This window comes from bacterium, assembly GCA_019695305.1.
In the GTDB taxonomy this organism is placed as follows: Bacteria; UBA10199; UBA10199; order UBA10199; family JAIBAG01; genus JAIBAG01.
In genome coordinates this window covers 145,631-171,336 of the sequence record JAIBAG010000001.1, presented here as the reverse complement: position 1 = coordinate 171,336, position 25,706 = coordinate 145,631, and the positions used below count along the sequence as shown (strand labels likewise).

Sequence of the window (25,706 nt, the reverse complement as noted above, 5' to 3'; positions counted from 1 at the left end):
GTTTTCTGATTATACAAATATTATAAGTTGGCATTTCTCATTAAAATGATGCTATTTTCATGAGTTGAATGGAGATCAATCTTTCATTACTATTGATACTTCAGGTATGAGCAAGACATGTGGACAGCACTACAACCTCTATCTATAAAAATTCTATTTTTCGTAGTAGGTGTTATTCTTATTTCTTCTATTATTCTAATTGGATTTGCTGTTATTGATTATTGTAAAACAAGACTCAGCATTTACTTCCCTGGACATCCTATTTTTATCTGTCCTCAGTGCTGGAGACTTTATTATAATAAGGAAGCTTCTACTTGCACGGAATGTGATCGTGAACATGTGGTAAACCTAGTTGTAACGGATGATGTATTAAAGAAATATAACCTTGAATACATTACGCATCACATTCAGAAAATAAAAGATGAACTAAGAATAACAAAAACAGATAAAACTAAATTTGGAATAACAAGAACACATTTTTTGAAAAATTCTGTAATTGCTGCCAAGCGTATATACACTCTAAAAAAGCGTCACTCACCTTAAAGATTTTGTTTTAAATTTAATAACCTGAAAATTAAGCCAAAGAATATAACGCCTGCGGCCCTCAAAAATACATCACTATCAAAATAAAACATAAGCCCTACTGTACCCACTAAACCTAAAACAGGAATAGTGAGCCACGCTATATGCTTAGCAGACTGAAGGTTGATTTTAAAAAGGCTTAAATGAACAAGTGAAAAAACAATGAGAATAAGCAAGCTGGTTGTTTGCGCTAAAATTTTTAAACTCCCGGTAAATACTAAAAGTGCTACCGCAAGAGTAGCGATAACAACACCCACCCAAGGGGTTTTACGCTTGTGATGAATTTTTGAAAATATTTTGGGGGCTAAACCTTCTTCACTCATGCCATACAGTAAACGCGACACCATAATAAGATTAATAAGCCCCGTATTGCTAATGGCCATCATGGCCAAAATAGAAAAATAACTAATCACAAAGGTCCATCCACTTTTTTCAAAAATGAGAAGAAGGGGAGTGGTAGATGACGCAATGGTATTTTCGTCCACAACCATCTGCAACAAAATAGTAACGGTAATATAAATGACAGTAGCAACTAGAATGGAAACTAAAATTGCCCGTGGAACATCGCGAGAGGGATTTTTGGCTTCTTCGGCCAAATTACTTAAATCTTCAAATCCAATAAAAGCATAAAAGGCGAGCGTTGTTCCCAATAGAATGGGATTAAAATCTATATTTTCTGTGAAACGCATAACCCACGCATTGGCACTCTCAAACGACACCAACTTAAAACCGGCAGCTATCACTAAAACCAAACCCAGCACTTCCATGATGGTGAGAATAATATTTACACCAGACGATTCACGAATTCCCCAAAAACAAAGAAAGGATATACTGGATAAAATAATAATTTTAATGATGAGCGGATCGAGTGAAAAAAGCTTTTCACCATATCCTGCAAACGCATTCACCACGGTAGATACAGAAGCAAGCCCTGTGGCCATCACCAGCACTCCCACGAGTGTAGCAAAAAGTTTTCCTTTAAAAGCGCGCCTGATATAAACCGAAGCCCCGCCACTAACCGGATACAGAGACGCAAGCTTGGCATAGCTAAGCCCTGTTAAAATAGCGATAACAGCTCCAACCACAAATGAAAGAGAGGCAACATTGCCGGCAACCCCCACAATTTTTCCAACAAGGGCATAAATTCCGGCACCCAAAACATCGCCTACACCATAAAAAATAAGAGCCAGCGCTCCTAAATGACGCGAGAGTGTATGTTTAACTTGAGTCATGAATTTTTAAAGAGTGAATACGCCAGAGTTGTAACCGATAAACAAAGTAAGAGATTGAGGGCTATATTAGTAAACGCTTGGCCAATTTGTTGTTTGTAAAGCAAATCAACGGTTTCAAAACTAAAGCTGGAAAAGGTGGTAAGCCCACCCATAATCCCTACTACTAAAAAAAGACGGGCGCTTTCGGAAAGTTGTCCCTTTAAAAATAGGGCCATTAAAAAGCCGATTAGAAATGAGCCAACAATGTTTACAATGAGTGTTGGGTAAGGAAAAGTGGAGGGTAAAAATTTAGGAATCACTATACCCGCCGAGTAACGGCTAACAGCCCCAATAAAACCACCCATACCCACTAATAAAATGTTTCTCATCATAAGGTTTGTGAGTATATATCCCTTACTAAGTAATGAATATGAAAAAAATCCGTATCGATCAACTTTTAGTAGAAAAGAACCTTGCCCCCACACGTACCCGTGCGCAAAGTTTAGTGATGGCCGGTGTTGTTTTTTGTTTAGAGCAAGGGACGTTCTTGACTAACCGGACTAACTTTTTTATTTTTGAGTTGGACTTATTCCGGAAAATCAACAACGTCCCTCATTCAATAAATTATAACTACATCACCGGCTTAAAAATGCTCAGTTTTAAATTATTTCCAACCTCCGGAAGTGAAATACATGAATAATTGAGAGGGTTCAAAACGGGTCTGATTTCTTTAAAAATTTTACTTGCACGCTGTTGACCCAAGGCGCCATCAGGATTTACAACTAGGATTCTAAACTTGTAGCCCGATCCTGGGGTTGTTAATAGTTTGGTTTTAGCATCAAAAGGCAATACAATTTTTTTGGCCACGTCTTCCAATGTTCCCGATTTACAACTAATAGTACTATTTAGATCATTACCGTTAAACTGGCAGTTTTCTTGCTCCAACAAGGCATTAGTATCGGCCACATCATCGGCTTTAGCAAAAGAGATAATGGCCATCACAATCATTAATGATAAAAATATTTTTTTCATATCGTTCCCATTTCTTAAATTACAACCATGCCAAATTTGTATTCTGTCATCAATAGAAACTTGCAACAAATCAAAATTTATCAGATGAGGGACGTTGTTGACTAAGCGGACTAAGTTTTTGATCAAATAAAAAGTCCGATAATTAAACAACTTCCCTGGTTCAATATTATTTGTTTAAAGGCTGCGCAGGAGAAGGGCTGGTAGTGGGAGATTTTTCTTTATTCACACACGAAAGCCAGCATTCCTTATTTATTTCTTTACCCGTTACCTTATCTGTTTCCCATACACACACATCATCACAGACACCATCTTTTACTTCATAAATACTGCACGGTGTATTTTTTTTACCTTTATAACACGGATCTTTTTCGGGCGCTTCATCGGCTATAGCCATACTTAACGAACATTTGGAAGGAACTGGGGCTACATCTATGAGAGGTAGTATTGAAACAAGACTTACTACAAAATAAAATATGAACATTTTTTTCATAAATACTCCGCTTTATCTTAAGTTAAAAAGCCAATAGCGCAGCTGATACTATTAGCCAACACACTCCATAACCAAAATTTTTTCAATCCAAAAAATTTTAAATAAAACGCTTCGGCAACAATGGCAAATGTTTCGGCAATAATTAAAAATTCGGCATAGCGGTATAGTGGCATAAAATGCGGTATCACAAACCATACTATGGGATGCGTCAGGGCACTGGCACCAAAGGCAACAGCGGGACGCCCTTTTAAAGCAAAACAATAGATTGGCATTTCCACAAGCTGTGTACGAATAAATGCATTAAGCCACGGATGAAACATTGTTGATAAAATTCCTTTCGGGTTTAATGGCTATGAGTAAAAGATAAATAAACTCAAGATACACATGAAACCCGGCTAGTTTTAAATACAAGAGCCTGGCGCTCCACACATCGTAAAAAGCATACACACCAAGGGCTATAAAAGTAATAGCCGAAATTATCATAAGAGGTTTTCCAAAATCATGGGTGAGCGATTTTAAAGCAACAGGCCATTTTTTATGATGATATAAGGGAATAAGAATAAGCCATATAAGGTAATGAACCATTTGCCAAAAAACAAATAATACTAAAAGCTTTATTGATAGTGCAGGGCTTACAAACGGCACAAGACTGTGAGCCGCCTGAAACAAACCCATATTGTGTATAACGGTTTGAAGCGGAATAATTTTTTCTAAGGGGGCTACAACACAAATGATGGATAGAAAAAGCCATAAAACAAGGAAAATATTTTTATACACAGCCGGCGTTTTACGGGAATGGACCAGCCAGATTATAACCGCCACCACGTTATGAAAAAAAACTAGTCCTAATAAAAGCCGGCCTGGATGAAACAAAAAAGTAAAAATAAGAACGGGCAAAACGGAAAAAAGAAAAACTAACGCGGCGTACTTTTTGTTGCTTAAAAGAGAATGACGAATAACCAAATAGCGAATATCCGAAATAACATGAGGAATTCCCAAAACCACAGGCGTCATTACATACAAAAAAAGAGGCATTTTAAGACATAAAACAAAAAGAAACAAAACACTTATTATTGGCAGCATATTTGCCTCATGAATTCTTAAACAACGAATACGCAGCAGCGGTAGCCCCTAAACAAACTATAATATTAAAAACTATATTAAAAAATGCAGGCATCATTTGTTGTTTGTGAAACAAATCGATGGTTTCGTAACTAAAACTCGAAAACGTGGTGAGCCCGCCCATAATCCCCACGCCCAAAAACAAACGGCCTCCTTCGGATAAAGAACCTTTTCCAAAAGAGACCATGAGCATGCCGATTAAAAAGGAACCAAGAACATTGACGATTAAAGTAGAGTAAGGAAAATTATCCGGTAAAAAACGAGGGATAATAAGCCCCGTGCTGTAACGCGCCACGGCTCCCAAAAACCCGCCCATACCCACTAATAAAATGTTTCTCATCATAAGTTTTATGAGTATATATCCCTTACCAAGTAATGAATATGAAAAAAATCCGCATCGATCAACTTTTAGTAGAAAAAAATCTCGCCCCCACGCGCACGCGCGCACAAAGTTTGGTGATGGCCGGTGTTGTTTTTTGTGGAACAGAGAAGATTAAAAAATCATCCGAAACTTTTCTGCCAGATGCCCCTATTAGCGTAAAAGAAGCCGATCATCCCTATGTGGGGCGTGGAGGTCTTAAGTTAAAAGGGGCGCTGGATTCTTTTAAGCTAAGCGTAAAGGATTTTGTTTGTTTAGATGTGGGTGCCTCCACCGGCGGCTTTACCGATTGTTTACTGCAAGAAGGAGCAGGAAAAGTTTATGCGTTAGATGTTGGTTACGGTCAACTGGATTGGAAATTAAAGAGCGATGCACGTGTGGTTGTGTTTGACCGTACTAATTTTAGAAATTTTGATATTCAAGAAATCAGCGAAAAACTGGATCTCATTGTAATGGATTGCTCATTTATCTCTATCGACAAATTACTTCCTAAAGTGATCGAATTTGCACCGCCGCATTTTATCGCTCTTATTAAACCCCAATTTGAAGTAGGGCCTGGTCAAGTGGGCAAGGGCGGTATTGTAAAAGATGAAAAACTACATGAAGAAGTTACAAAAAATATTCGTAATCTTTTAACTGATAATCATTTTGATATTTTGGGAATTATCCCATCGCCAATCACCGGACAAGAAGGGAATAAGGAATTTTTAGTATACGCCACGTGGGCAAAAAAATAAGGGCGGCTATAAGGCCGCCCTTATTTAAAATAACAATGCTGACTGACTATAACTTGGTGTTTAAATCTACAACTTTGCCCTTGTTACGTCCCATGGAGCAGTTACCTTCGAAAAGTGCACCTTCTTTAATGATAAGAGAAGGAGCAGCAATATCGCCTTGCACAACAGCAGGGGCATTAATTTCAATTTTATCTTTGGCGTTAATATTGCCACGCACTTCGCCCTGAATTTGAATGCGACCAATTTCGATGGTGCCTTCTACGTAACCACCTTCGCCAATAATGAGAGTGCCTTCCGAAAAAATCTCACCTTTAAATTTGCCATTGATTACCACACAACCTTCAAAAGTCATTTTACCTTCAAAGGCCGATTCTTTATCAAGAATGGTGCTTACTTTAGGGGTGATCGTGTCAGAACGCAGGTCTTCGGCTTTATCTCCAAACATATTTTTCTCCTCATTGCTGTGATTGCTTAATAATTTTAATGAAACCATGATTTCTATAGAAAGAACTAAGGGCTTGGTACCAACTCTCCTTTGAAATGACAAGTGTTTTGTGAAGAGTAACCCCCTCCAACTCCCCTTTAATCTAAGGGGGAGGGTGCAGAACGTCCCCCTCCCTTAGATTAAGGGAGGGGATAGGGGTGGGTTACTCTCTATTGACTTTGCTAACCCGCCTAGATTAAGTCATCTCCTTATGCGCGAATGTTACGACATCATAGTTGTTGGAGCGGGTCATGCGGGATGCGAAGCGGCTCATGCGGCAGCCCGTATGGGTTTTAAAACATTACTCTTAACGGGTAATGTAGACCGCATTGCGCATATGAGTTGTAACCCTGCTATTGGTGGTTTGGGCAAGGGTCATTTGGTGCGCGAGATTGATGCCATGGGTGGCGTGATGGGCATGATGGCCGATAAGACTGGCATTCAATACAGAAAACTTAATACTCGTAAAGGTGGCGCCGTACAAGGCACGCGTTGCCAGAGCGATATGTTTCAATATTCGCGTGAGATGCGTGTGTATCTGGAAACGGTTGAAAATTTATCGATCAAGCAAGGTATCGTCTCTAAAATTTTGTCAGAAGGCGAAACCATTACCGGCGTTGAAACAGAAATTGGACAAATTTACGACGCAAAAGCTGTGGTTGTTACTACGGGAACATTTTTAAATGGTCTTTGTCATATTGGTTTTAAGCAAATTCCCGGGGGAAGAATTCCCGATTTTACGTCTACAGGTATTTCAGCTTCTCTTGCAGAATTGGGACTTGAGTTAGGTCGCTTAAAAACCGGCACGGTCCCGCGCATTGATGCCAAAACAATTGATTATTCTAATTTAGAGGCTCAATACGGCGACACCCCACGCCCGCGTTTTTCGTTTAGAAAAGTAGAAAATAAATTAGATCAGATCGCCTGCCATATCACCTATACCACCACACAAACGCATGATATTATTAGAGAAAATTTGCATCAATCCCCTATGTTTCAGGGTGTGATCAAGGGGCGAGGGCCCCGCTATTGTCCGTCGATCGAAGATAAAATCACACGCTTTGCCAACAAAGATCGTCATCAAATCTTTTTAGAGCCGGTGGCTTTGAATACAAACGAAGTGTATCCTAACGGGCTTTCAACTTCTTTACCGGTAGACGTGCAACTCGCGTTTTTGCGCTCCATTGGTGGTTTGGAAAAAGTAGAAATTATCCGTCCCGGTTACGCGGTGGAATATGATTATGCGCCTCCCACGCAACTGGATCATAGTTTGCGTGTTAAGCATTTAAAGGGTTTGTACTTGGCCGGTCAAATCAATGGAACAACGGGATACGAGGAGGCTGCAGCCCAGGGCTTAATCGCCGGGATCAATGCTGTACAGTATATACGTGGCGCAGCCCCCTTTGTTGCAGCGCGGTCGCAAGCTTATATGGGTGTGATGGTGGATGATTTGGTAACCAAAGGTGTGGGCGGCGAACCATACCGCATGTTTACCTCGCGCGCCGAGTATCGTTTGCATTTGCGAGAGGATAATGCGGATTTTCGTTTAAGCACTATAGCTCACGAATTGGGTCTTTTGAGCGATGCGGATTATGCAGTTTTTGAGGCCCGCAAACATGATTTGGAAAACGCGAAAAACTTTTGCGATAAAACCCGCGTACCGGTTACTGAGGAAATTAATCGGTTGTTAGAGACGCAAGGCGTATCGCCGCTTAAAAACGCCACCAGCGTGAGTGATTTGTTTAAGCGACCTGGGTTTAGCCTTGAGCTCTTGCATGCGCTTAAAACGAAAGTGCCGGCGTTAGATACAGAGCATTGGGACGATGCCGAGAATATTCAGACCTTACATTACGATATTGTGTACGAAGGATATTTAAAACGTGATGTAACTGAGATTGGCAAACGTGAAAAGCTGGAAAAAATGCATATCCCTCAAAACTTTCCTTTTAACTCTATTTCGGGACTTTCAATTGAAATTAAAGAAAAGCTGGCAAAAATTCAGCCTGCTAATTTGGGCCATGCCTCTCGTATCCCCGGAATGACTCCCGCCGCCTTATCTATCCTTTCTATTCAGATCCGAAAATTTGGGTCAGCCACCATTTCCTAATTCTTTTTTTGAGCTCATTTGGACCTGACAGAATTATGTACAGAATTCTGTACTACATGATTTGTGAGTCATGAAAATAAGTAAGTTCATATAATGTTGTGATCGCTTTTAAAAAAATGATTCATTTTTATTTTTTTGATTCAGTTTTTTTCAATTTTTTTAGCTGAAAATGCCTGCTTAAGGGCCTTAAAACTGTAAAATGGGCATGATTTAGAGCCTAATGATTACAAACAGCTGTTCCACGTGAAATTGTATCAATTTTTGTGTCCACAAATAATTATTATGCGACTAATCTACCGCGAGCCACTGGGCCTCTACAGGAATGGTTAAAGGGTCACTATCCTGCGTCCAAATGGTCATTTGTCCTTTCATGTCTTCATTTTCATAGAGGCAATCATCTATTTTGTAGGTCAGATATATTTCAAACTCCCCGTTGCTAACTGGTACCTCGCCATCACTTTTCATACATTCTACTTCTAACTTCCATTGTACGGTATTGGCATCATCTAAGACATTACCCCTTATTATGTAATGCACGCTTGAACCAAATCGTAGACTGATATCCTCAACCTCAGATGTGGAACAACCACTCATCACACAAAATCTCTCTTCTATAGAGCTAATGGCAAGTTCGCTGTTATCAAGAACAGGAACTTCACTAAAGGAATGGGACTCTTCGTTGCCACAGGCTACACCACCAAGAATAACTAATATTAAGATAAGAATTGTTTTCATAAAATCTCCTCACCTCAGTTATCGCCTAAGCACCCGCTAAGGTTGCGCAATCATAGATCTTATCGTATTCGCCCAGAATACAATGGCACATACAAAAAACTTTGATTTGATATGAATTCACTATATAAGGAGCAAATGACCTTTTCTCCCTCCATTCAGCTGGAACAAGCTTTAATGATCCATTCTTTTGAGCTTTTGGACGCCCAAAAGGGTAATATATTGTTATTTTTAGAGATTTGCCTTGAGTGGAATAGTAAAATTAATCTGACAGCGCACAATAATTATACGTCTCTTATTCAAAAAGATGTTCTCGATACACTCTTTTTAAATTTGTACATTAAAATGTACATACAAAAATTTAAAAAATGTATGGATATGGGCTGCGGGGCTGGTTTTGTAGGGATTATCCTTGCCATTTTACACCCTGAGAAGAAATTTTACCTAGTTGACGCCAACCATAAAAAGATTAATTTTGTCCGTTATGCATCTAATATATTGAAATTAAACAATATTTATCCAGCACACCAGCGCGTGGACAGCCCAAATCCTCTCATGAAGGAAGGTTTTGACCTTCTTGTTTCACGCGCAACATGGCGCATAAAGGACTATATTGACCATGCACTTAATTATGTACAGAATAACGCACATATTCTATATATGGCTGGTACTCATAAAAATAATGATGAACCGGATTTGCAGGAATATCAAGGCTTAGAGAAGAATAGTGACTATTTTTATAAAATTCTTCCAGAAAATATAGAACATAAAATAATTTCTTATACGGCAAAAGTTTCACGTGAAACCATTATAACTAATTGATTTATAATTGTTTATTTTAATAATGCTCAACCTCTCTCTTGGGCACATCTCTATATATAATAAGAAAATTCTTGATTGATTAATAAAGTGGGAATACAGCTCATTTATAGTCTTTTTTTTCTACCAAAATTGGGCTTTATCTAGGAGATCATTATGAAAATTATCGTTCTTTGTAATCAAAAGGGTGGGGTTGGCAAAACTACATCATCGGTAAACGTTTCGGTGTCTTTGGCCAAGCTTGGTAAAAAAACACTTCTTATAGATATGGACCCTCAGGGCAACGCCGGTAGCGGTTTAGGGGTTAACAAATATAAAATTGAAAAAAGTATTTACCATGCCTTGATTGGCCAGGTGTCCATGAAGGATGTTATACGAAAAACTGAAATTGAAAATTTTGATATTGCTCCTTCGAACCGCGATTTGATTGGTGCCGAGGTGGAATTAGTGAATGCCTTTGCCCGGGAAAATAAATTAAAAAATGCTCTTAAAGATGTGGTGCCCGAATACGATTTTATTATTATTGATTGCCCGCCATCGTTGGGCTTACTAACAGTGAATGCTTTGACAGCCGCCGACACGGTGATGATTCCGGTTCAATGTGAATATTATGCCTTGGAGGGAATTTCGGAATTGGTTCATACCATCGACATGATAAAAGAAAATTTGAACCCCGATTTAAATTTAGGCGGTATATTTTTAACCATGTTTGACAAGCGTAACAACTTGTCGCATCAAGTGGTGGGTGAAGTTCAAAATTATTTTAAAGAAAAAGTTTTTAGTACGCTCATTCCCCGCAATGTAAAATTGTCCGAATCTCCATCTCACGGGGTGCCTATTCAACTTTACGATCCCAAATCAATTGGGGCTGAATCTTATCAAAATTTGGCATCCGAAATCGTGGAACGTTCGGGTCAGATTCGTAAGGGTGGTTTGACACTAGTTCAAAATTCTTAATTTTTTGTATTAACCACAAAACTTATTTTTCACACTTAGTCAGTATAACGAAAATATGGAAAAACGTGCACTTGGTAAAGGTTTAAGTTCTTTAATTCCCCTTGGTCGGTCCGATAAAGATGGCAACAAAATTTTTGAATGTCCCCTCAATGATATTGTGGCCAACGAAAATCAGCCTCGTAAATTATTTGATAGAGGGGCTATTGATGAACTCGCTTCTTCCATTGAAGAAAAAGGAATTCTTCAGCCCATTTTAGTACGCAAATTAGGGGGCGGAAAATATGAAATTATTGCTGGCGAAAGACGTTATCGCGCGGCCAAGCAACTAAAATTTGAAACCATTCCCGTTATTGTAAAAGATATTGAAGGTAACGAGGTAATGGAGGTTGCCCTCATTGAAAATTTACAAAGACAAGATTTAAATCCCATTGAAGAAGCTTTGGCGTATCAAGAATTGATGTCAAAATATCAATATACCCAAGATGAGCTCGCTAAAAAAATGGGGAAGGACAGATCCAGCATTGCCAACACTTTGCGGCTTTTAAAATTGCCCGAAGAAATTCGCGGCCATCTAATTTCTAACAAATTATCGATGGGTCATGCGCGGGCACTACTCAGTTTAGAAAGTAGAGATTTGCAACTTAGAGCCGCCGAACAAATTTTGAAAAATGATTTATCGGTAAGAGATATAGAAAATTTGACACGTGAAGTAAAAGAGTCACAAAATGAAACAACTGTTGATGACCTAGACAAAGTAGCCGGTCCAAAAAAAATAAGTAACCCTTTCAAAAATTTGGAAGAGGAGCTTAAAAAAATGCTCCGCACCAAAGTGCTGATTAAATCCACCAATGGCAAAAAAGGGAAACTCATTATTAATTTCCATACCCAGGATGAGCTAGAGGCCTTTTTCAATAAATTGGTTGGGGCGCTGTAAAATACTCTTTCATATTTCCCTTATACGCCGACTTTTTGACTAAACCTACCTCAGGGAAACCCTAACACTGATTTTACACGCTATAACCACTTGTATTTATTTGTGTATTTATGATCAATACAATGCTGGGCAATAAATATTTGATAATTAATACTATTTTGAGCTTCAATTTTAAGCGAAACCCATTTTTCACATGAAAAAACACGCCAATTAATGACGAGCTCTCATAATGACAGGCAAATATTGCCGCTAAAGGGTATAATTTAACCCCAAAATATACATTGGATAAAACCTTTCCAATCTAAAATTTAGGTTCATTATTTTTTTTATAAAAATCAACAGTTTAGCGTGGTCTAAATAAAGCTAAAAAGGCCTCATTTCAATCACTTAGGCACAAACCTTGCTTCCCTTATAATAGATAATGGGAAGAGAGCTAAAAAAATAGGGGAATGGGTAGGGGGCTAATTAAAGCTCTTTTTGTATTTTTAGTTCTTGGTTTTTCACTCACCATTTTTTCATCAACAAGCTTTGCTGCAGCCGCCACCTGTTATTGGGTGGGTGCCAGTAGTGGCAACTGGGGAAATGCTGCCAGCTGGTCAAGTTCAAGCGGAGGCGCAGGGAGCACTTGCGATGGCGGTGTAGCACCCGGTAGTGATGACATAGCAACATTCACTTCAGCCAATACAAACAACCCTAACTTAAATGCGTCAGTAAACGTGAAGGGTATTGATATTCGCTCAGGCTACACAGGTACAATCACACAACCGATTTCTACCTCCATCACAGTAGGCACATCAGGCTGGCAACAAGCTGATGGTGTTTTTTCAGGACATACTTCAGGAACTGTTTCGATTGGCGGTACATCTGCTATCAGTGGCGGAACTTTTACACCAGCCGCCACAACATCGTTTACAGGCGGCACGGGGCTAACTATCTCGGGTGGTACCATTACAACCGGAAAAACAATTACAACAACAAAAAGTATTACGATTAGTGGATCACCTGTTTTAACAGGGGCCATCATCACATTAAATGGTGGAGCAACTACATCTCAAACAATAACTTGTTCGGGAAGTCTCAACTCTTCAACTAACATCAATCCTACAATTAATATTAGTGGTGGAGCAAATTCGCAAACTACTACGCTGGGTAATGGCTGTACACTTTACCAGAATGCCATCAGTACTTCGGGAAGTATTATTATTAATGGCATAATGGATCAAAGCGGGGCCTGGAGTTCCAATGATGTAACTATTAATGGAACACTAACCCGCTCTGCGAATAACACGATGGCCATTAATGGCACCTTTTCAAATACAGGAACGTTAACTCAAGCAGCCAACACTACCATTACTGTTAAAGATGATTATTCCAATGCGGGCACTATCAGCAATTTAGACTCAACAACCCTTACCTTTAACGGGCCATCAACAGCACAACAAACTATTCTAAATCCCAGTACTAGTTGCCCGTCCGGCTATCTAAATTCAGCAGGCAACACCGGTCCCGTAGTAAACATCAGCGGCGCTGCCGCCTCTACAGTATTTACACTTCCTGCCGGTTGCGAAGTTTACCAAAATGCTATCAGTACTTCGGGGGGGATTATTATTAACGGTATCATGAACCAAAACGGGGCCTGGAGCTCCAATGATTTAACCATTAATGGAACACTCATTCGTGCCACTAATAATACCTTGGCCATTACAGGCACTCTTTCAAATACGGGCACGCTAACCCAAGCGGCCAGCACAACTATTACGGTTACAGATGATTATTCTAATACAGGAACTATCAGCAATTTAAGCACAACAACCCTTACCTTTAATGGGCCATCAACAGCACAACAAACTATTCTAAATCCTAGTACTAGTTGTCCTTCAGGCTATCTAAATTCAGCAGGCAACACCGGTCCCGTAGTAAACATCAGCGGCGCTGCCGCCTCTACAGTATTTACACTTCCTGCCGGTTGCGAAGTTTACCAAAGCGCCATCAGTACTTCGGGGGCTGTGGTAATTAATGGCACCATGAACCAAAACGGAGCATGGAGTTCAAATTATGTAACCATTAATGGAACACTCATTCGTGCCACTAATAATACCATGAACATTGGTGGCACGCTTACAAATACGGGGACGTTAACCCAAGCAGCCAACACAAGCATTATTGTTACCGATGATTATTCTAATACAGGAACAATTAGCAATTTAAGCTCAACAACCCTTACCTTTAACGGGCCATCAACAGCACAACAAACTATTAATAATTGTTCGGGCAATCTCAATGCCAGTGATAACACAAGCCCTACAATAGATTATAAAGGTGGAGCTGCTAGTACAAACCTGACCATTCCAGCAAATTGCACAGTTTATTTAACTACTAATGCTACAAACGCAGGTGATATCACTGTCAATGGAACTGTATATGTAATGAATGCAGTAAAAGGGGATCTTCTTACAGTAAACAACGGTGGTAATTTCGGCTTTAATGGCGCTGCTGTAACGCTCAATACCAAAACACTCAATTCTGGATCAACTGTTACTTTTAGAGGCGATGGAGATGGCGCGGCCGACACTTATAGTATCAACAGTTTTGCTACTACTTATTATAATTTAGGCATCGACAGCATTGATGGAAGCACCGATATTTTTAACTTAGGTGCAACTATTCTGGTGAATACAAATCTAAGCGTCACGAGTGGTATTTTAAGCTTAAACGGTAGCAATCTTACCGTAACCGGTACCGTTAGCAATGACGGAACTATTCGCCTGCAGGGTGGAGAAACTGTAAGTGCCACTAATGATACAAATTCGGGAACAGTAGAATACGTTGGCACCAGCACTTATACCGAACTTAAATTTGGCGATAATTACTACAATCTAACCATTAACGGCAATGGTGGCGCATGGGGTTTGGATGCTGTTTTAGACGTAAATAATAATTTTTCACTTACACAGGGAAGTTTGGAAACTAATGGAAACGATATTACAGTGGGAGGTAACTGGAGCAAAAGCGGTACCTTTACCCACGAAAATAACACCGTCATATTTGATACCGCAGGCACTACCAGCGTCATTTCCGGTTCTTCTACTTTCAACAATTTTACCAGTACAACCGCTGGAAAAGCCATTACCTTTACAAACGGCACCACACAAACAATTGATGGCACTCTCACACTTACAGGTTCTGCCGGAAACCTGATAACATTACGCAGCACTTCCACGGGAAATGCTTGGTTACTCGATGCCAACGGCACAAAAAATGTAAGTTATGTAGACGTAAAAGATAGTGATGCTACGCCCAGTAGCACTAGCATTGTACCAACAAACTCTACTAATTCAGGCCACGTTCCTAATTGGGATTTTAATCCTTCCGTAACTCTTTCGCGTAACAACGCCACAATTGCCGAAAACGGAGGAACTTCTACCGTTACCGCAACTCTATCGGGAGGTACCGGTTTAAGTGTTACTGTTAACGTTGCATACTCGGGAACTGGCACGATTACATCCGATTATACAGGTGCTGCATCGTGTACCATCCCGGCACAATCTGTAAGTTGTACCATCACCTTAACGGGCGTAAACGATACTTTGGACGAAGCCGCCGAAACAATTGTGGTTGATATTTCAAGCGTCACCAACGGTACAGAAAGCGGTACACAGCAAGTACAAGTTGATATTACCGATGATGATGCAGCCCCCACTGTTGCTTTTAATGCTTCAACATCAAATGGGAGCGAAGCCACAGCAGCACCTACAATCGCAGTAGATTTGAGCACAGCTTCAGGTCAGAGTGTAACTGTTGATTATGCTGTGACTGGCGGAACAGCCACGAGCGGCGGAACCGATTTTACTTTGGCTAGCGGTACGCTTACTTTTAATGCGGGTGAAACTTCCAAAAATATTACGCTGGATGTAGCCAATGATACATTGGATGAAAATAATGAAACAGTTGTAGTAGCCATTAGTAATCCTACTAACTCAAGCTTAGGAGTAACAACAAGCCATACGTACACTATTAATGATAATGATAACCCTCCTACGGTAAGTTTTGATGCAGGAACATCGAGCGGTGGTGAAGACACAGCAGCGCCAACACTGGCGGTAAGCTTAAGTACGGCTTCGGGTTTAAGCGTAACCGTTGATTATGCCGTAACTGGAGGTACTGCTACAGGTGGAGGTACCGATTTTACTTTGGCTAGCGGTACGCTTACTTTTAATGCGGGTGAAACTTCTAAAAATATCACGCTTTCCGTTGAAGACGATGGAAACGATGAAAGCGACGAAACTGTCATCGTTGATATCAGCAATCCGTCCAATGCAACTTTGGGTGCCACCACTCAACATGAATACACTATTACCGATGATGATTCCCCCGCCGCCGGCATTACTGTAAGTGCAATCAGCGGCAACACAACCGAAGCCGGGGGTACAGCCACATTTACGGTTGTATTGGATGGTGCTCCTAGTGATGATGTAACTATTGGTATTAGCTCGGATGATACCAGTGAAGGTACAGTGAGTGCAGCAAGTCTCACCTTCACATCCGCTAACTGGGATACACCGCAAACTATTACAGTGACCGGTGTTAATGACGATGTGGATGATGGTGATATCAATTATAATATCGTAACAGCTGCCGCTACATCCAATGATGGTAATTACAATACCATGAATGCAGCCAATGTGGCTGTTACTAACACCGATAACGATACCGCTGCTTTTACAATTGGTGCCATTAGCGGGCACACTACCGAAGCCGGCGGTACTGCAACGTTTACCGTTAAACTTGCCACTCAACCTACGGATGATGTCACTATCGGAATTTCTAGCGATGATACCGGTGAAGGTACGGTAAGTGCTGCAAGCCTTACGTTTACGTCTGTAAACTGGAATTCCAATCAAACTATTACGGTAACGGGTGTTAACGATAGTATTATTGATGGCGATGTGGCTTTCAATGTGGTGACAGCGGCGGCTACGAGTAACGATACCAATTATAATAATTTAAATCCTGCTAACGTAGCTGTTACAAACGACGATAACGATAGCGCCGGTATTACGGTAACACAAAGTGGTGGTACAACGGTTGTAACCGAAGCAGGCGGAACTGATAGCTTTACTGTCGTGTTAACGGCACAACCCAGTGATGATGTCACTATCGGAATTTCTAGCGATGATACCGGTGAAGGTACGGTAAGTGCTGCAAGCTTAACCTTTACATCGGCCAATTGGAATACGCCACAAACCGTAACTGTAACTGGTGTGAATGATAATATTATTGATGGCAATGTTAACTTCAACATTATTACGGCAGCCGCCACCAGTAATGATTCTAATTTTGATGGTGTGAATGCAGCCGATGTAACGGCTACAAATAATGATAATGATACAGCCGGTGTCAGTATATCGGCTATCAGCGGACACACCGTTGAAGATGGTACAACGGCTACATTTACTGCAGTACTGACAGCGCAACCTTCATCGGATGTATCTTTCGATTTAACAAGCACGGATACCGGTGAAGGTACAGTAAGCCCTGCAAGCCTTACCTTTACAAATGGAAACTGGAATACACCTCAAACAGTAACAATAACCGGCGTGGATGATCTTGTATCGGATGGAAATCAATCTTTTACAATTACCACAAGTGTAACAAATTCTGTCGACGGAATTTTTGATAATTTGGCCGTAGCGGACGTAAGTGTTACCAATGATGATGATGAAAGTGCTCCCACGTTTAGCGTAGATGATATTAGCATTAATGAAGGAAATTCAGGCACAACAACAGCAACATTTACCATTACGTTAAGTACAGCAAGCAGCGATAGTGTGACGGTTGATTATGCTACCAGCAATGGTACGGCCACAGCAGGAAGTGATTACACATCAGGCAGTGGTACTCTTACTTTTAACGCAGGTGAAACTTCTAAAACAGTGAATTTTTCTGTAGCCGGCGATACCGTGGATGAAGTGAATGAAACGTTTAATTTAGGCTTAAGTAACGGAAGTGTAACTATCAGCGATGATACCGGTGTTGCCACTATTACCGATAACGATAGTGCTACAATTTCTCTGGCCGATGAAACTGTAGGTGAAGGCGATGATCATGCGGTTGTGACGGTAACACTGGCCACAACGAGCGACCGCCAGGTAACAGTTGACTATGCAACAAGCAACGGTACAGCAAGCTCTGCCAGCGATTATGTATCCGCCTCGGGAACACTCACCTTTGATGCAGGAGAAACCAGCAAAACATTTAACGTAACAGTTAATGATGATTCAACAGATGAAGCCAACGAAACCATTACCGTAACTTTAAGTAACGCCACCAACACAACAATTAGTGATGCTACTGGTACCATTACAATTACTGATGACGATGGTTCACCTAGTTTAAGTGTTAATGATGTAAGCGTGGCCGAAAACGTAATGGCTGGTAAAGCAACATTTACAGTAACATTAGGTGCCGCCAGCGAACAAAGCGTTACTGTTGATTATGCTACATCCAATGGTACAGCTACAGCAGGTAGCGATTACACGGCCGCCAGTGGAACACTCACCTTTGATGCTGGTCAAACTACCAAAACTTTTGATGTAACGATTTCCAATGATTCTGTAGATGAAGGAAATGAAACGTATACGGTAACCTTAAGTAACGCCACCAATGCCACCATTAGCGATGCTACCGGTACTGGAACGATTACCAATGATGATGCAGCAACTCTCTCGGTAGCCGATACTACAGTTGGAGAAGAAGACGGCACAGCAACGGTAACGGTAAGCTTGTCAAATGCCAGTTCACAACAAGTAACAGTTAACTATGCTACCTCCAACGGAACAGCTACAGCTGGAAGCGATTATACAGCGGCTTCTGGAACACTTACATTTGAGGCCAGTGAAACGTCCAAAACATTTGATATTACCATTGCCGACGACAGTATCGATGAAGCTAACGAAACCATTACGGTAACGCTCAGCAGTCCTTCAGGCGCTACCATTAGTGATGCAACGGGAACTGTTACCATCACCGATGATGATGCGAGCCCATCCTTAAGTATCAATGATGTGAGCGTGACCGAAAATGACGTAGGCGGAACAGCTACGTTTACTGTTACCTTAAGTACAGCTAGCGGTCGTAGTGTAACAGTGGATTATGCCACAGCCAATAATACCGCTACTGCTGTGAGCGATTACACGGCAGCGTCTGGAACACTTACTTTTGCAGCCGGTGAAACTACAAAAACAATTGATGTTTCTTTTAGCGATGATGGTGTCAACGAAGCCAATGAAACGTTTAATGTAAACTTAAGTAACGCCAGTAACGCCACTATAAGTGATAGCCAAGGTGTTGGTACTATTAATAATGATGATACTGCTCCGGGCTTAAGTGTAGCGGATGTCAGTGCCGGCGAAAGTGATGGCACAGTAACCGTTACCGTAACTTTAGCTTCAGCTGCAGGACAGCAAGTAACGGTAGATTATGCCACCAGTAACGGTACAGCAACAGCGGGTAGCGATTATACGGCAGCGAGCGGAACACTCACTTTTGCCGCCGGTGAAACCTCTAAAACTTTTGATATTAGCATTACAAGTGACACAACCGATGAACCTGACGAAAATTTAGTAGTCACCTTAAGCAATGCAACAGTGGCTTCCATTGCCGATAGCACGGCAACAGTGACGATAACCGATGATGATGCGGCTCCCTCGTTAAGCATTGATGATGTGAGTGTTGGCGAAAGTGGCAGTGCCAGCTTTACCGTAACCTTAAGCGCTGCCAGCGGTAAAACTGTAACGGTAACCTATACAACCAGTAATGGTACGGCTACATCGGGTAGCGATTACAGCACAGCTTCGGGCACTCTTACCTTTACCGCCGGTCAAACCACAAAAAATATTACAGTGCCCATTTTATCGGATTCTATCGATGAAAATGATGAAACAATTAATGTAACCATAAGCAGTGCCACTAATGCCTCTATTAGTGATAATCAGGGTGTGGCTACTATTACGGATGATGATAACCCGCCTACGGTAACTCTCTCGCGTACACCGGCTACTATTGCCGAAGCGGGTGGCATATCAACAGTAACTGCAACATTGTCGGCAGTATCAGGTCTTAATGTAACTGTTGATTTAGCCTACAGTGGCACAGCTACCGAAAACTCCGATTACACGGCATCCAGTTCATCCATTACAATTAATGCCGGTGGAACAACAGGCACAGCCACACTAACAGCAACCGATGATGGTATTGTGGACGCTGCCGAAACCATTGATGTGGATGTGGATAGTGTTACCAATGGAACCGAAAGTGGTGTGCAACAAGTGAGTGTAACCATTACCGATGATGATAGTTATGCGTTAAATATCACTCAAAGCGGTGGCAGCACCAATGTTACCGAAGGTACAGGTAGTGATACCTTTACAATTACTCTCGACAGCGCTCCTTCAAATGATGTGGATATTACACTCACACCGGGAAGTGATCTGGCGGTGGATGATGCCACATTGACATTTACCAGTGGCAACTGGAATGTTCCACAAACCGTAACAGTTACCGCTGTGGATGATGCCCTCAATGAAGGAGCACATACTGATACAATTACATATGCCATCAGTAGTGCTGATAATAACTATGATACGTTAACAGGCACAGCCATCACAGCCAATATCACCGATAACGATACGCCGGGCGTTACCATTACTGAGACAAGCGGTTCAACCAGTGTTACCGAAGGTGGTTCGACGGATACTTATACTATTGTTCTTGCTAGCCAGCCCACTGATGATGTGACCATCAGTCTTTCTTCAAGTGCTCAGGTAAGCCGTAGCAGTGCCTCGGTAATCTTTACCAGTGGCAACTGGAACACACCGCAAACCATTACATTAACAGCCGTTGATGACAGTTTAGCTGAGGGTAATAGTAACGTCACATTAACTCATACAGTAACCAGTAATGATGGTGGTTATGATGGTATTAGTGCTGCCAGTGTGAGCGTTGCGATTGTTGATAATGACAGTGCCGGTATTACTGTAACCCAAAGTGGTGGCACAACGGGGATTACCGAAGGCAGTACAACCGATACCTATACAATAGTTTTAACCAGTGAACCTACAGATGATGTAACCGTGACTGTTACGGGTACAGCACAAGCCAATGTCAGTGCATCAAGCCTTACGTTTACCAATGCCAACTGGAATACACCGCGTACAGTAACCGTAACTGCGGTAAATGATGACGTAGCCGAAGGAAATCATAATGCTACCATTACGCATGCGGCTAGTTCGAGTGACACAAATTATAATGGTATTATTGTTTCAAGTGTTGTGGCAGCCATTACCGATAATGATAGTGCCGGCATCAGCATTACCGAAAGTGGTGGTTCAAGTGCAGTTACCGAAGGCGGCGCTACCGATACGTATACGGTAGTTCTAACCAGTCAGCCTACTTCTACTGTAACGGTAACAGTAAATAATACAAGCCAGGCAACAACAACACCCACGGTTCTTACATTTACAACGGGTAATTGGAATACACCGCAAACGGTAACAATAACCGCTACAAACGATAACGTGGCTGAAGGCAGCCATAATACAACGCTGACACATACTTCAAGCTCGAGCGATACAAACTACAATGCAATTACTATTAATGATGTTGTAACCAGTATAACAGATAATGACAGCGCTGGTGTGAGTGTCACGCAAAGTGGTGGTACAACCACCGTAACAGAAGGTGGCGCTACCGATAGTTATTCTGTTGTACTTACAAGTCAACCTACAAACACAGTAACTATTACACTCACTCACTCCGCTCAAATTACATTATCGACCGAAACGCTGACCTTTGGTGCCGGCAACTGGAATACACCGCAAACGGTAACGGTTACAGCTTATAATGACAGTGTTGCCGAAGGCAGCTTGAACACAACAATTACGCAAACAGCCTCCAGTAGCGATGTTAACTATAACAATATTAGCGTAGGATCGGTTGTTACTAATATTACCGATAATGACAGTGCAGGTGTGAGTGTAACAGCCAGTGGCGGTACAACCGTTATTTCGGAATCGGGAACTACCGATACGTACACAGTAGTACTCACCAGTGAACCTACATCCGATGTTGTGGTAACTGTGGTGTCTACATCCGAAGCCAACGCCAGTGTATCAAGCTTAACATTTACAACGGGTAACTGGAACACGCCGCAAACCGTAACCGTAAGTGCTGTGGATGATAGTGTTGAAGAATTAGATCCTAACACAACTATTACACACACTGTAGCGAGCAGTGACACCAACTACAATGGAATATCAGCTAACTCGATATTAGTTGAAATTACTAATAACGATACGCATGGTATTACAATTAGTGAAAGTGATGCTGGTACAAACGTGAGCGAAGACGGAACAACGGATACTTATACAGTTGTCCTTAATTCACGTCCGTTGCACGATGTAACTATTACTCCTGCTGTGGATAGCAATTTAACCGTAAGTCCCACAACATTAACCTTTACAAGTGCTAACTGGAATACACCACAAACTATCACAGTAAGTGCTGTTAATGATGATGCTATTGAAGGAGATCATACAAGTAACATCACACATACGGCATCAAGTGATGATAGCCAGTATGATGATGCATCAATAGAAACGATCACTGTAACAATTAGTGATAATGATGTTGCCGATGATAGTCCGGATGCATCTATTATTGGTCATTTAACCGTGGGTAGCGGAAGTACAAGAACCTACACAGCTGCCGATACAACAAATACGAGTTACTCGTGGACAATCACAGGTGATGGCGCGATTGTTGGCAATGCAACATCTAGTAGTGTTGAGGTGTTATTTAGCGACAATAATGGCTCTGTTAATTTAACTCTAAGCGTTACTAAAAACTCTCAATCCGCATCCAGTACAGTTAATATTATCGTAACAAAAGCTAATATTATAACAACGGATAGCACTCTTGGTCGTTATGATGGCGTTAAAGCAACGGGGGCTACGGCCAGTGGTAGTTTAATTATAAACGATGCAGAAACCGTAGAAGGTCACGGCAGTGTGAGCGTGATCGATTTTGATTCGTTCCGCTTTTATGGTAGTTCGGATGCTCCCCTACAATACAAAATAGATACCACAAACAATGTGGTGTTTATTGGTGATTCTACAGCTAACAATAATACAGGCATTGTCTATCGCATCCCCTTTGCAAGTGCTTCTGGCGATATCCACGCGTGGGATTTACCCAGCTATGTTAAAACGCGTGAAGGACAAGCCGAAGGCGACAAGTTTGGTTATGAGCTTGTAGTATTTGACGACAAAATAGCGATTCATGCCCCCGGATTAAGAATTATTGCTGTTTATTCCAACAATTTAACTCAGTTCCTCTCACTGGTGAATGAAGCCGATAACGTACCTTTGGGCACAAATATATTTATGCAAGCTGAAGATTTTAACGGTGATAGCGAATCAGAATTATTTGTTGGTGGTAAATATACAAGTGAAGACACCAGCGTTGTAGAAGAGAGTTTAGGTTTAAGTGTAACACGCGCCATCGAGCTTGATATTGCTATGCCTGAAGAAGGCGAAGTAAAAGCTGTTGAAGGACAAGATGAATGGGAATCGGATGTGAGCTTAAATGAAGCTGATGCAACATTTAACAGTGAAGAACAATTTTATTCATCGGACGTAGGCGATTTTAACGGTGATGGCATTAATGATTTAGTAGTATCCAGCATGAACAGCTGCAGTGCTTATGTATTCTTTGGAACCGAAAGTATAGAAGGTAAGAGCGTGGAAAATGCTGATGTTACTATTAACGGACTTTATTGCAGCGGTGGATTGTTTGGTTATCAAACTGTGATGGGTGATGTATCGGGCGATAATTATGAAGATATCGTGATATCCGCACCCATGGGCGGCAGCAATAGTGGTGGTGCGGTTTATGTGGTGTTTGGATTTGGCAGTACATCACATCAAACTATCGATTTATCGGATACATCATCGGGCGCCAGCATTACCATCGAAAGTTCACAAGCCAATGGTTTACTGGGTGCCCAAACACTTGCCTTAACCGACACTAATGGAGATGGGGTACTTGATTTAATGATGAGTGAAGAAACCAGCGAGGGCACCTCCACTGTGATTTATGCCTTAAACCGCAGCGCTACTGGTTCGGGTGAGCAAGGCGGCGGTGATACTGGCAATGAATTGTCGGCTAGTGGTGGTTGTAGTTTAAATAACAATCAAGCTGCTCATCCTGCCTTATGGCTTATTTTTATAATCCCTGTGGTCTTCCTTGGCACGAAACGGTTGCGTCTTTTCAAGTAATTCATTAGCGTAAGCTCATGTCACTACCTTTTTACAAGGATCACTCCCATTGGGAGGAGTTTTTTTCCGATCCCGATGAATTATTATTTTTTAAAAACACGATTGAGGAAAAATATATCCCCTCCGGCGATACACAAATTCATTTAGATATTTATGAACAAACCAAACCTTCTCCCACCGTGGTATATTGCCATGGTTTGTCTAGTTGTGGCCGCATGATGGGGCACATGATAAAAGGGCTCTTTAAAGCTAGTTACAATGTAATATGCCCCGATTTAGTGGGCTTTGGCATGACCACAAAACCCTATGGCAGTGGCACCATCAGCGAGTTTGTACAAAATTTATTTGATACCGTTAATTATGCGAATAAACGCTTTGGCAACAATGTTTACCTGGCTGGCATTTCTATGGGCGGGGGCTTAAGTTATTATGCAGCAGCAGCAGGCGCCAACGTTAAAGCCATAGCCAGCCTGTGTTTAATGGATTTTGGAAGTAACGAAACTCTTAAAATAAACAGACAAACAAGTTTAATGATTCCGTTAAAACCGGTTCTAAAATTGGCAGCAAAACTTTTTCCAAAAGCCAATTTACCGTTACAACATTTTTTACAAGTAGATTATTTGTGCGATGATACCGTTGTAAAAGATTTGTTTAAAACCAACCCGCTTGTTATTCATAATTACACGCTTAGTGCGGGTTATAGTCTTGTGAGCACAAAACCGCTTATTACTTTTGAACAATTCAATAAAATTCCCACACTTGTTTTGCATGGCAGAGAAGACAAACTTTTGCCTGCATCGCTCTCCAAAAAAAATTATGATCGCTTAAAATGCAAAAAGAAATTTGTTCTCTTGGGAAATTGTGAACACATCCCTGTGGCAGAAGAAACACTGTTAAAATATGCGCAGGAAATGGATGCCTGGTTTAGCGAATATCATTAGGAAGAAGCAATACCACCCGCAAACAGAGTACGGGCACGGGCAAAAGAGGCTTTAAGATTGGTATCAAACGGAATTTTCATTTTTTGTCCTCTTTGACTTACACCCCACGCAGCTGTTTGATCTTTAAAATAAGATTGTGAATTAACCTTACAGGTAACATCAAAAACAGAACTATCGCCAATACGTGTAAAATCCCAGGTTACACGGTTACTTGTAAAATTGGTGTAGTAATCCATAAAACCAGCACAAGCGGGTTTATCGGGTTGTGGGCCGCAATTTTCACGCGTAATCGTTACGCCACCATCAGGTTTACGTGTAACAGTAAATTTAACACAGTGCCCAATGTAAGTAGAAACATCGCTCGTATCATGAATAAAATATGTATACACACCATTTCCATTGGGGGTTACTTGTGCAATACCTGGATAAATCTTTTTAAAACCGGCGCTATCGGCTTGAGCAAGAGCCACAATTACTTTTTCTATATCCCCAATCACCATTTGTCCTCTAATGGTAGCATTATAACCAAAAGTCTCTTCATTCCAGCTACTGGTTAAACTTACAGCAGTGTTACAGGTGGGAGCTGTTGTTCCTGTATCGGTATCACTTACCCCGCTTGAGGTTGTAGGAGTTGCTTGAGGTACAAAAAATAGAGGCGGCAATAAAGGCGGTGTGCTGCGCGGCAATGAGGAAAAAGAAGCCAACGCATAGCCGTCGCCATTTTGTTTTAGAGGAGACGTTAAAACTGCGCCCGTTGTTACAAGCGGCAATGCCGCTTGCTGCGGCGCTTGCGATGTTAAAGAATCAATCGTCATAAAATGCCCATGAATATTATCGGTATATT

At 41.2% G+C, this 25,706-nt stretch carries 18 protein-coding genes; 8 read left to right on the top strand and 10 right to left on the bottom strand.

Annotated elements, in window-relative coordinates:
• The first annotated feature begins 117 nt into the window (after positions 1 to 117).
• Entirely contained in the window at positions 118 to 543 is a 426-nt protein-coding gene (locus K1X76_00720) for a hypothetical protein (protein MBX7147580.1), read from the top strand.
• Here the strand turns inward: K1X76_00720 and K1X76_00715 are convergent.
• The 7 genes from K1X76_00715 to crcB (K1X76_00685) all read right to left on the bottom strand — a co-directional run bounded on the left by K1X76_00715 (position 540) and on the right by crcB (K1X76_00685) (position 4,777).
• Positions 540 to 1,814: an amino acid permease gene (locus K1X76_00715; protein MBX7147579.1), complete on the bottom strand. Its 1,275-nt coding sequence runs from the start codon at positions 1,812 to 1,814 to the stop codon at positions 540 to 542. The genes K1X76_00720 and K1X76_00715 overlap by 4 nt on opposite strands.
• Entirely contained in the window at positions 1,811 to 2,185 is a 375-nt protein-coding gene (crcB, locus tag K1X76_00710; protein ID MBX7147578.1) for a fluoride efflux transporter CrcB, read from the bottom strand. Before crcB (K1X76_00710) ends, K1X76_00715 begins: the two co-directional genes overlap by 4 nt.
• 238 nt (positions 2,186 to 2,423) lie before the next feature.
• Positions 2,424 to 2,825 (bottom strand): hypothetical protein, encoded by a 402-nt coding sequence (locus K1X76_00705; GenBank protein MBX7147577.1) that lies wholly within the window; start codon positions 2,823 to 2,825, stop codon positions 2,424 to 2,426.
• 166 nt (positions 2,826 to 2,991) lie between these two features.
• Positions 2,992 to 3,315: a hypothetical protein gene (locus tag K1X76_00700; GenBank protein ID MBX7147576.1), complete on the bottom strand. Its 324-nt coding sequence runs from the start codon at positions 3,313 to 3,315 to the stop codon at positions 2,992 to 2,994.
• Positions 3,316 to 3,332: 17 nt separating this feature from the next.
• Positions 3,333 to 3,635 (bottom strand): hypothetical protein, encoded by a 303-nt coding sequence (locus K1X76_00695; GenBank protein MBX7147575.1) that lies wholly within the window; start codon positions 3,633 to 3,635, stop codon positions 3,333 to 3,335.
• Entirely contained in the window at positions 3,616 to 4,398 is a 783-nt protein-coding gene (locus tag K1X76_00690) for a hypothetical protein (GenBank protein MBX7147574.1), read from the bottom strand. Before K1X76_00690 ends, K1X76_00695 begins: the two co-directional genes overlap by 20 nt.
• A gap of 7 nt (positions 4,399 to 4,405) precedes the next feature.
• Positions 4,406 to 4,777 carry a fluoride efflux transporter CrcB gene (gene crcB, locus K1X76_00685; protein ID MBX7147573.1) on the bottom strand — a complete coding sequence of 124 codons (372 nt, stop codon included), beginning with the start codon at positions 4,775 to 4,777 and terminating at the stop codon, positions 4,406 to 4,408.
• 41 nt (positions 4,778 to 4,818) lie between these two features.
• Between crcB (K1X76_00685) and K1X76_00680 the strand changes: the two genes are divergently transcribed.
• Positions 4,819 to 5,553, top strand: a complete 735-nt coding sequence (locus K1X76_00680) for a TlyA family RNA methyltransferase (protein MBX7147572.1) — start codon at positions 4,819 to 4,821, stop codon at positions 5,551 to 5,553.
• Between the two features lie 46 nt (positions 5,554 to 5,599).
• Here K1X76_00680 and K1X76_00675 read toward each other — a convergent pair whose 3' ends face one another.
• Complete coding sequence (locus tag K1X76_00675) at positions 5,600 to 5,998, bottom strand: polymer-forming cytoskeletal protein (GenBank protein ID MBX7147571.1); 399 nt, start codon at positions 5,996 to 5,998, stop codon at positions 5,600 to 5,602.
• A gap of 250 nt (positions 5,999 to 6,248) precedes the next feature.
• On the opposite strand from K1X76_00675, the gene mnmG reads away from it, so the two are divergent.
• Complete coding sequence (gene mnmG / locus K1X76_00670) at positions 6,249 to 8,144, top strand: tRNA uridine-5-carboxymethylaminomethyl(34) synthesis enzyme MnmG (GenBank protein ID MBX7147570.1); 1,896 nt, start codon at positions 6,249 to 6,251, stop codon at positions 8,142 to 8,144.
• Positions 8,145 to 8,432: 288 nt separating this feature from the next.
• On the opposite strand, the gene K1X76_00665 is transcribed toward mnmG, so the two are convergent.
• The gene (locus K1X76_00665; protein ID MBX7147569.1) at positions 8,433 to 8,879 is read right to left on the bottom strand and encodes a hypothetical protein; all 447 of its coding nucleotides are present in this window, start codon (positions 8,877 to 8,879) and stop codon (positions 8,433 to 8,435) included.
• 135 nt (positions 8,880 to 9,014) lie between these two features.
• Here K1X76_00665 and rsmG point away from each other — a divergent pair, with 135 nt between their 5' ends.
• The 5 genes from rsmG to K1X76_00640 all read left to right on the top strand — a co-directional run bounded on the left by rsmG (position 9,015) and on the right by K1X76_00640 (position 24,862).
• Positions 9,015 to 9,698 (top strand): 16S rRNA (guanine(527)-N(7))-methyltransferase RsmG, encoded by a 684-nt coding sequence (gene rsmG / locus K1X76_00660; protein MBX7147568.1) that lies wholly within the window; start codon positions 9,015 to 9,017, stop codon positions 9,696 to 9,698.
• Between the two features lie 150 nt (positions 9,699 to 9,848).
• Entirely contained in the window at positions 9,849 to 10,652 is an 804-nt protein-coding gene (locus K1X76_00655) for an AAA family ATPase (protein ID MBX7147567.1), read from the top strand.
• 55 nt (positions 10,653 to 10,707) lie between these two features.
• Positions 10,708 to 11,586, top strand: a complete 879-nt coding sequence (locus K1X76_00650) for a ParB/RepB/Spo0J family partition protein (GenBank protein MBX7147566.1) — start codon at positions 10,708 to 10,710, stop codon at positions 11,584 to 11,586.
• 449 nt (positions 11,587 to 12,035) lie between these two features.
• Positions 12,036 to 23,921, top strand: coding sequence for a hypothetical protein (locus K1X76_00645; protein ID MBX7147565.1), 11,886 nt, complete (start codon positions 12,036 to 12,038; stop codon positions 23,919 to 23,921).
• Positions 23,922 to 23,938: 17 nt separating this feature from the next.
• Positions 23,939 to 24,862: a lysophospholipase gene (locus tag K1X76_00640; protein MBX7147564.1), complete on the top strand. Its 924-nt coding sequence runs from the start codon at positions 23,939 to 23,941 to the stop codon at positions 24,860 to 24,862.
• Here the strand turns inward: K1X76_00640 and K1X76_00635 are convergent.
• Complete coding sequence (locus tag K1X76_00635) at positions 24,859 to 25,677, bottom strand: hypothetical protein (protein ID MBX7147563.1); 819 nt, start codon at positions 25,675 to 25,677, stop codon at positions 24,859 to 24,861. The two genes, K1X76_00640 and K1X76_00635, sit on opposite strands and share 4 nt — an antisense overlap.
• Positions 25,678 to 25,706 lie beyond the last annotated feature (29 nt).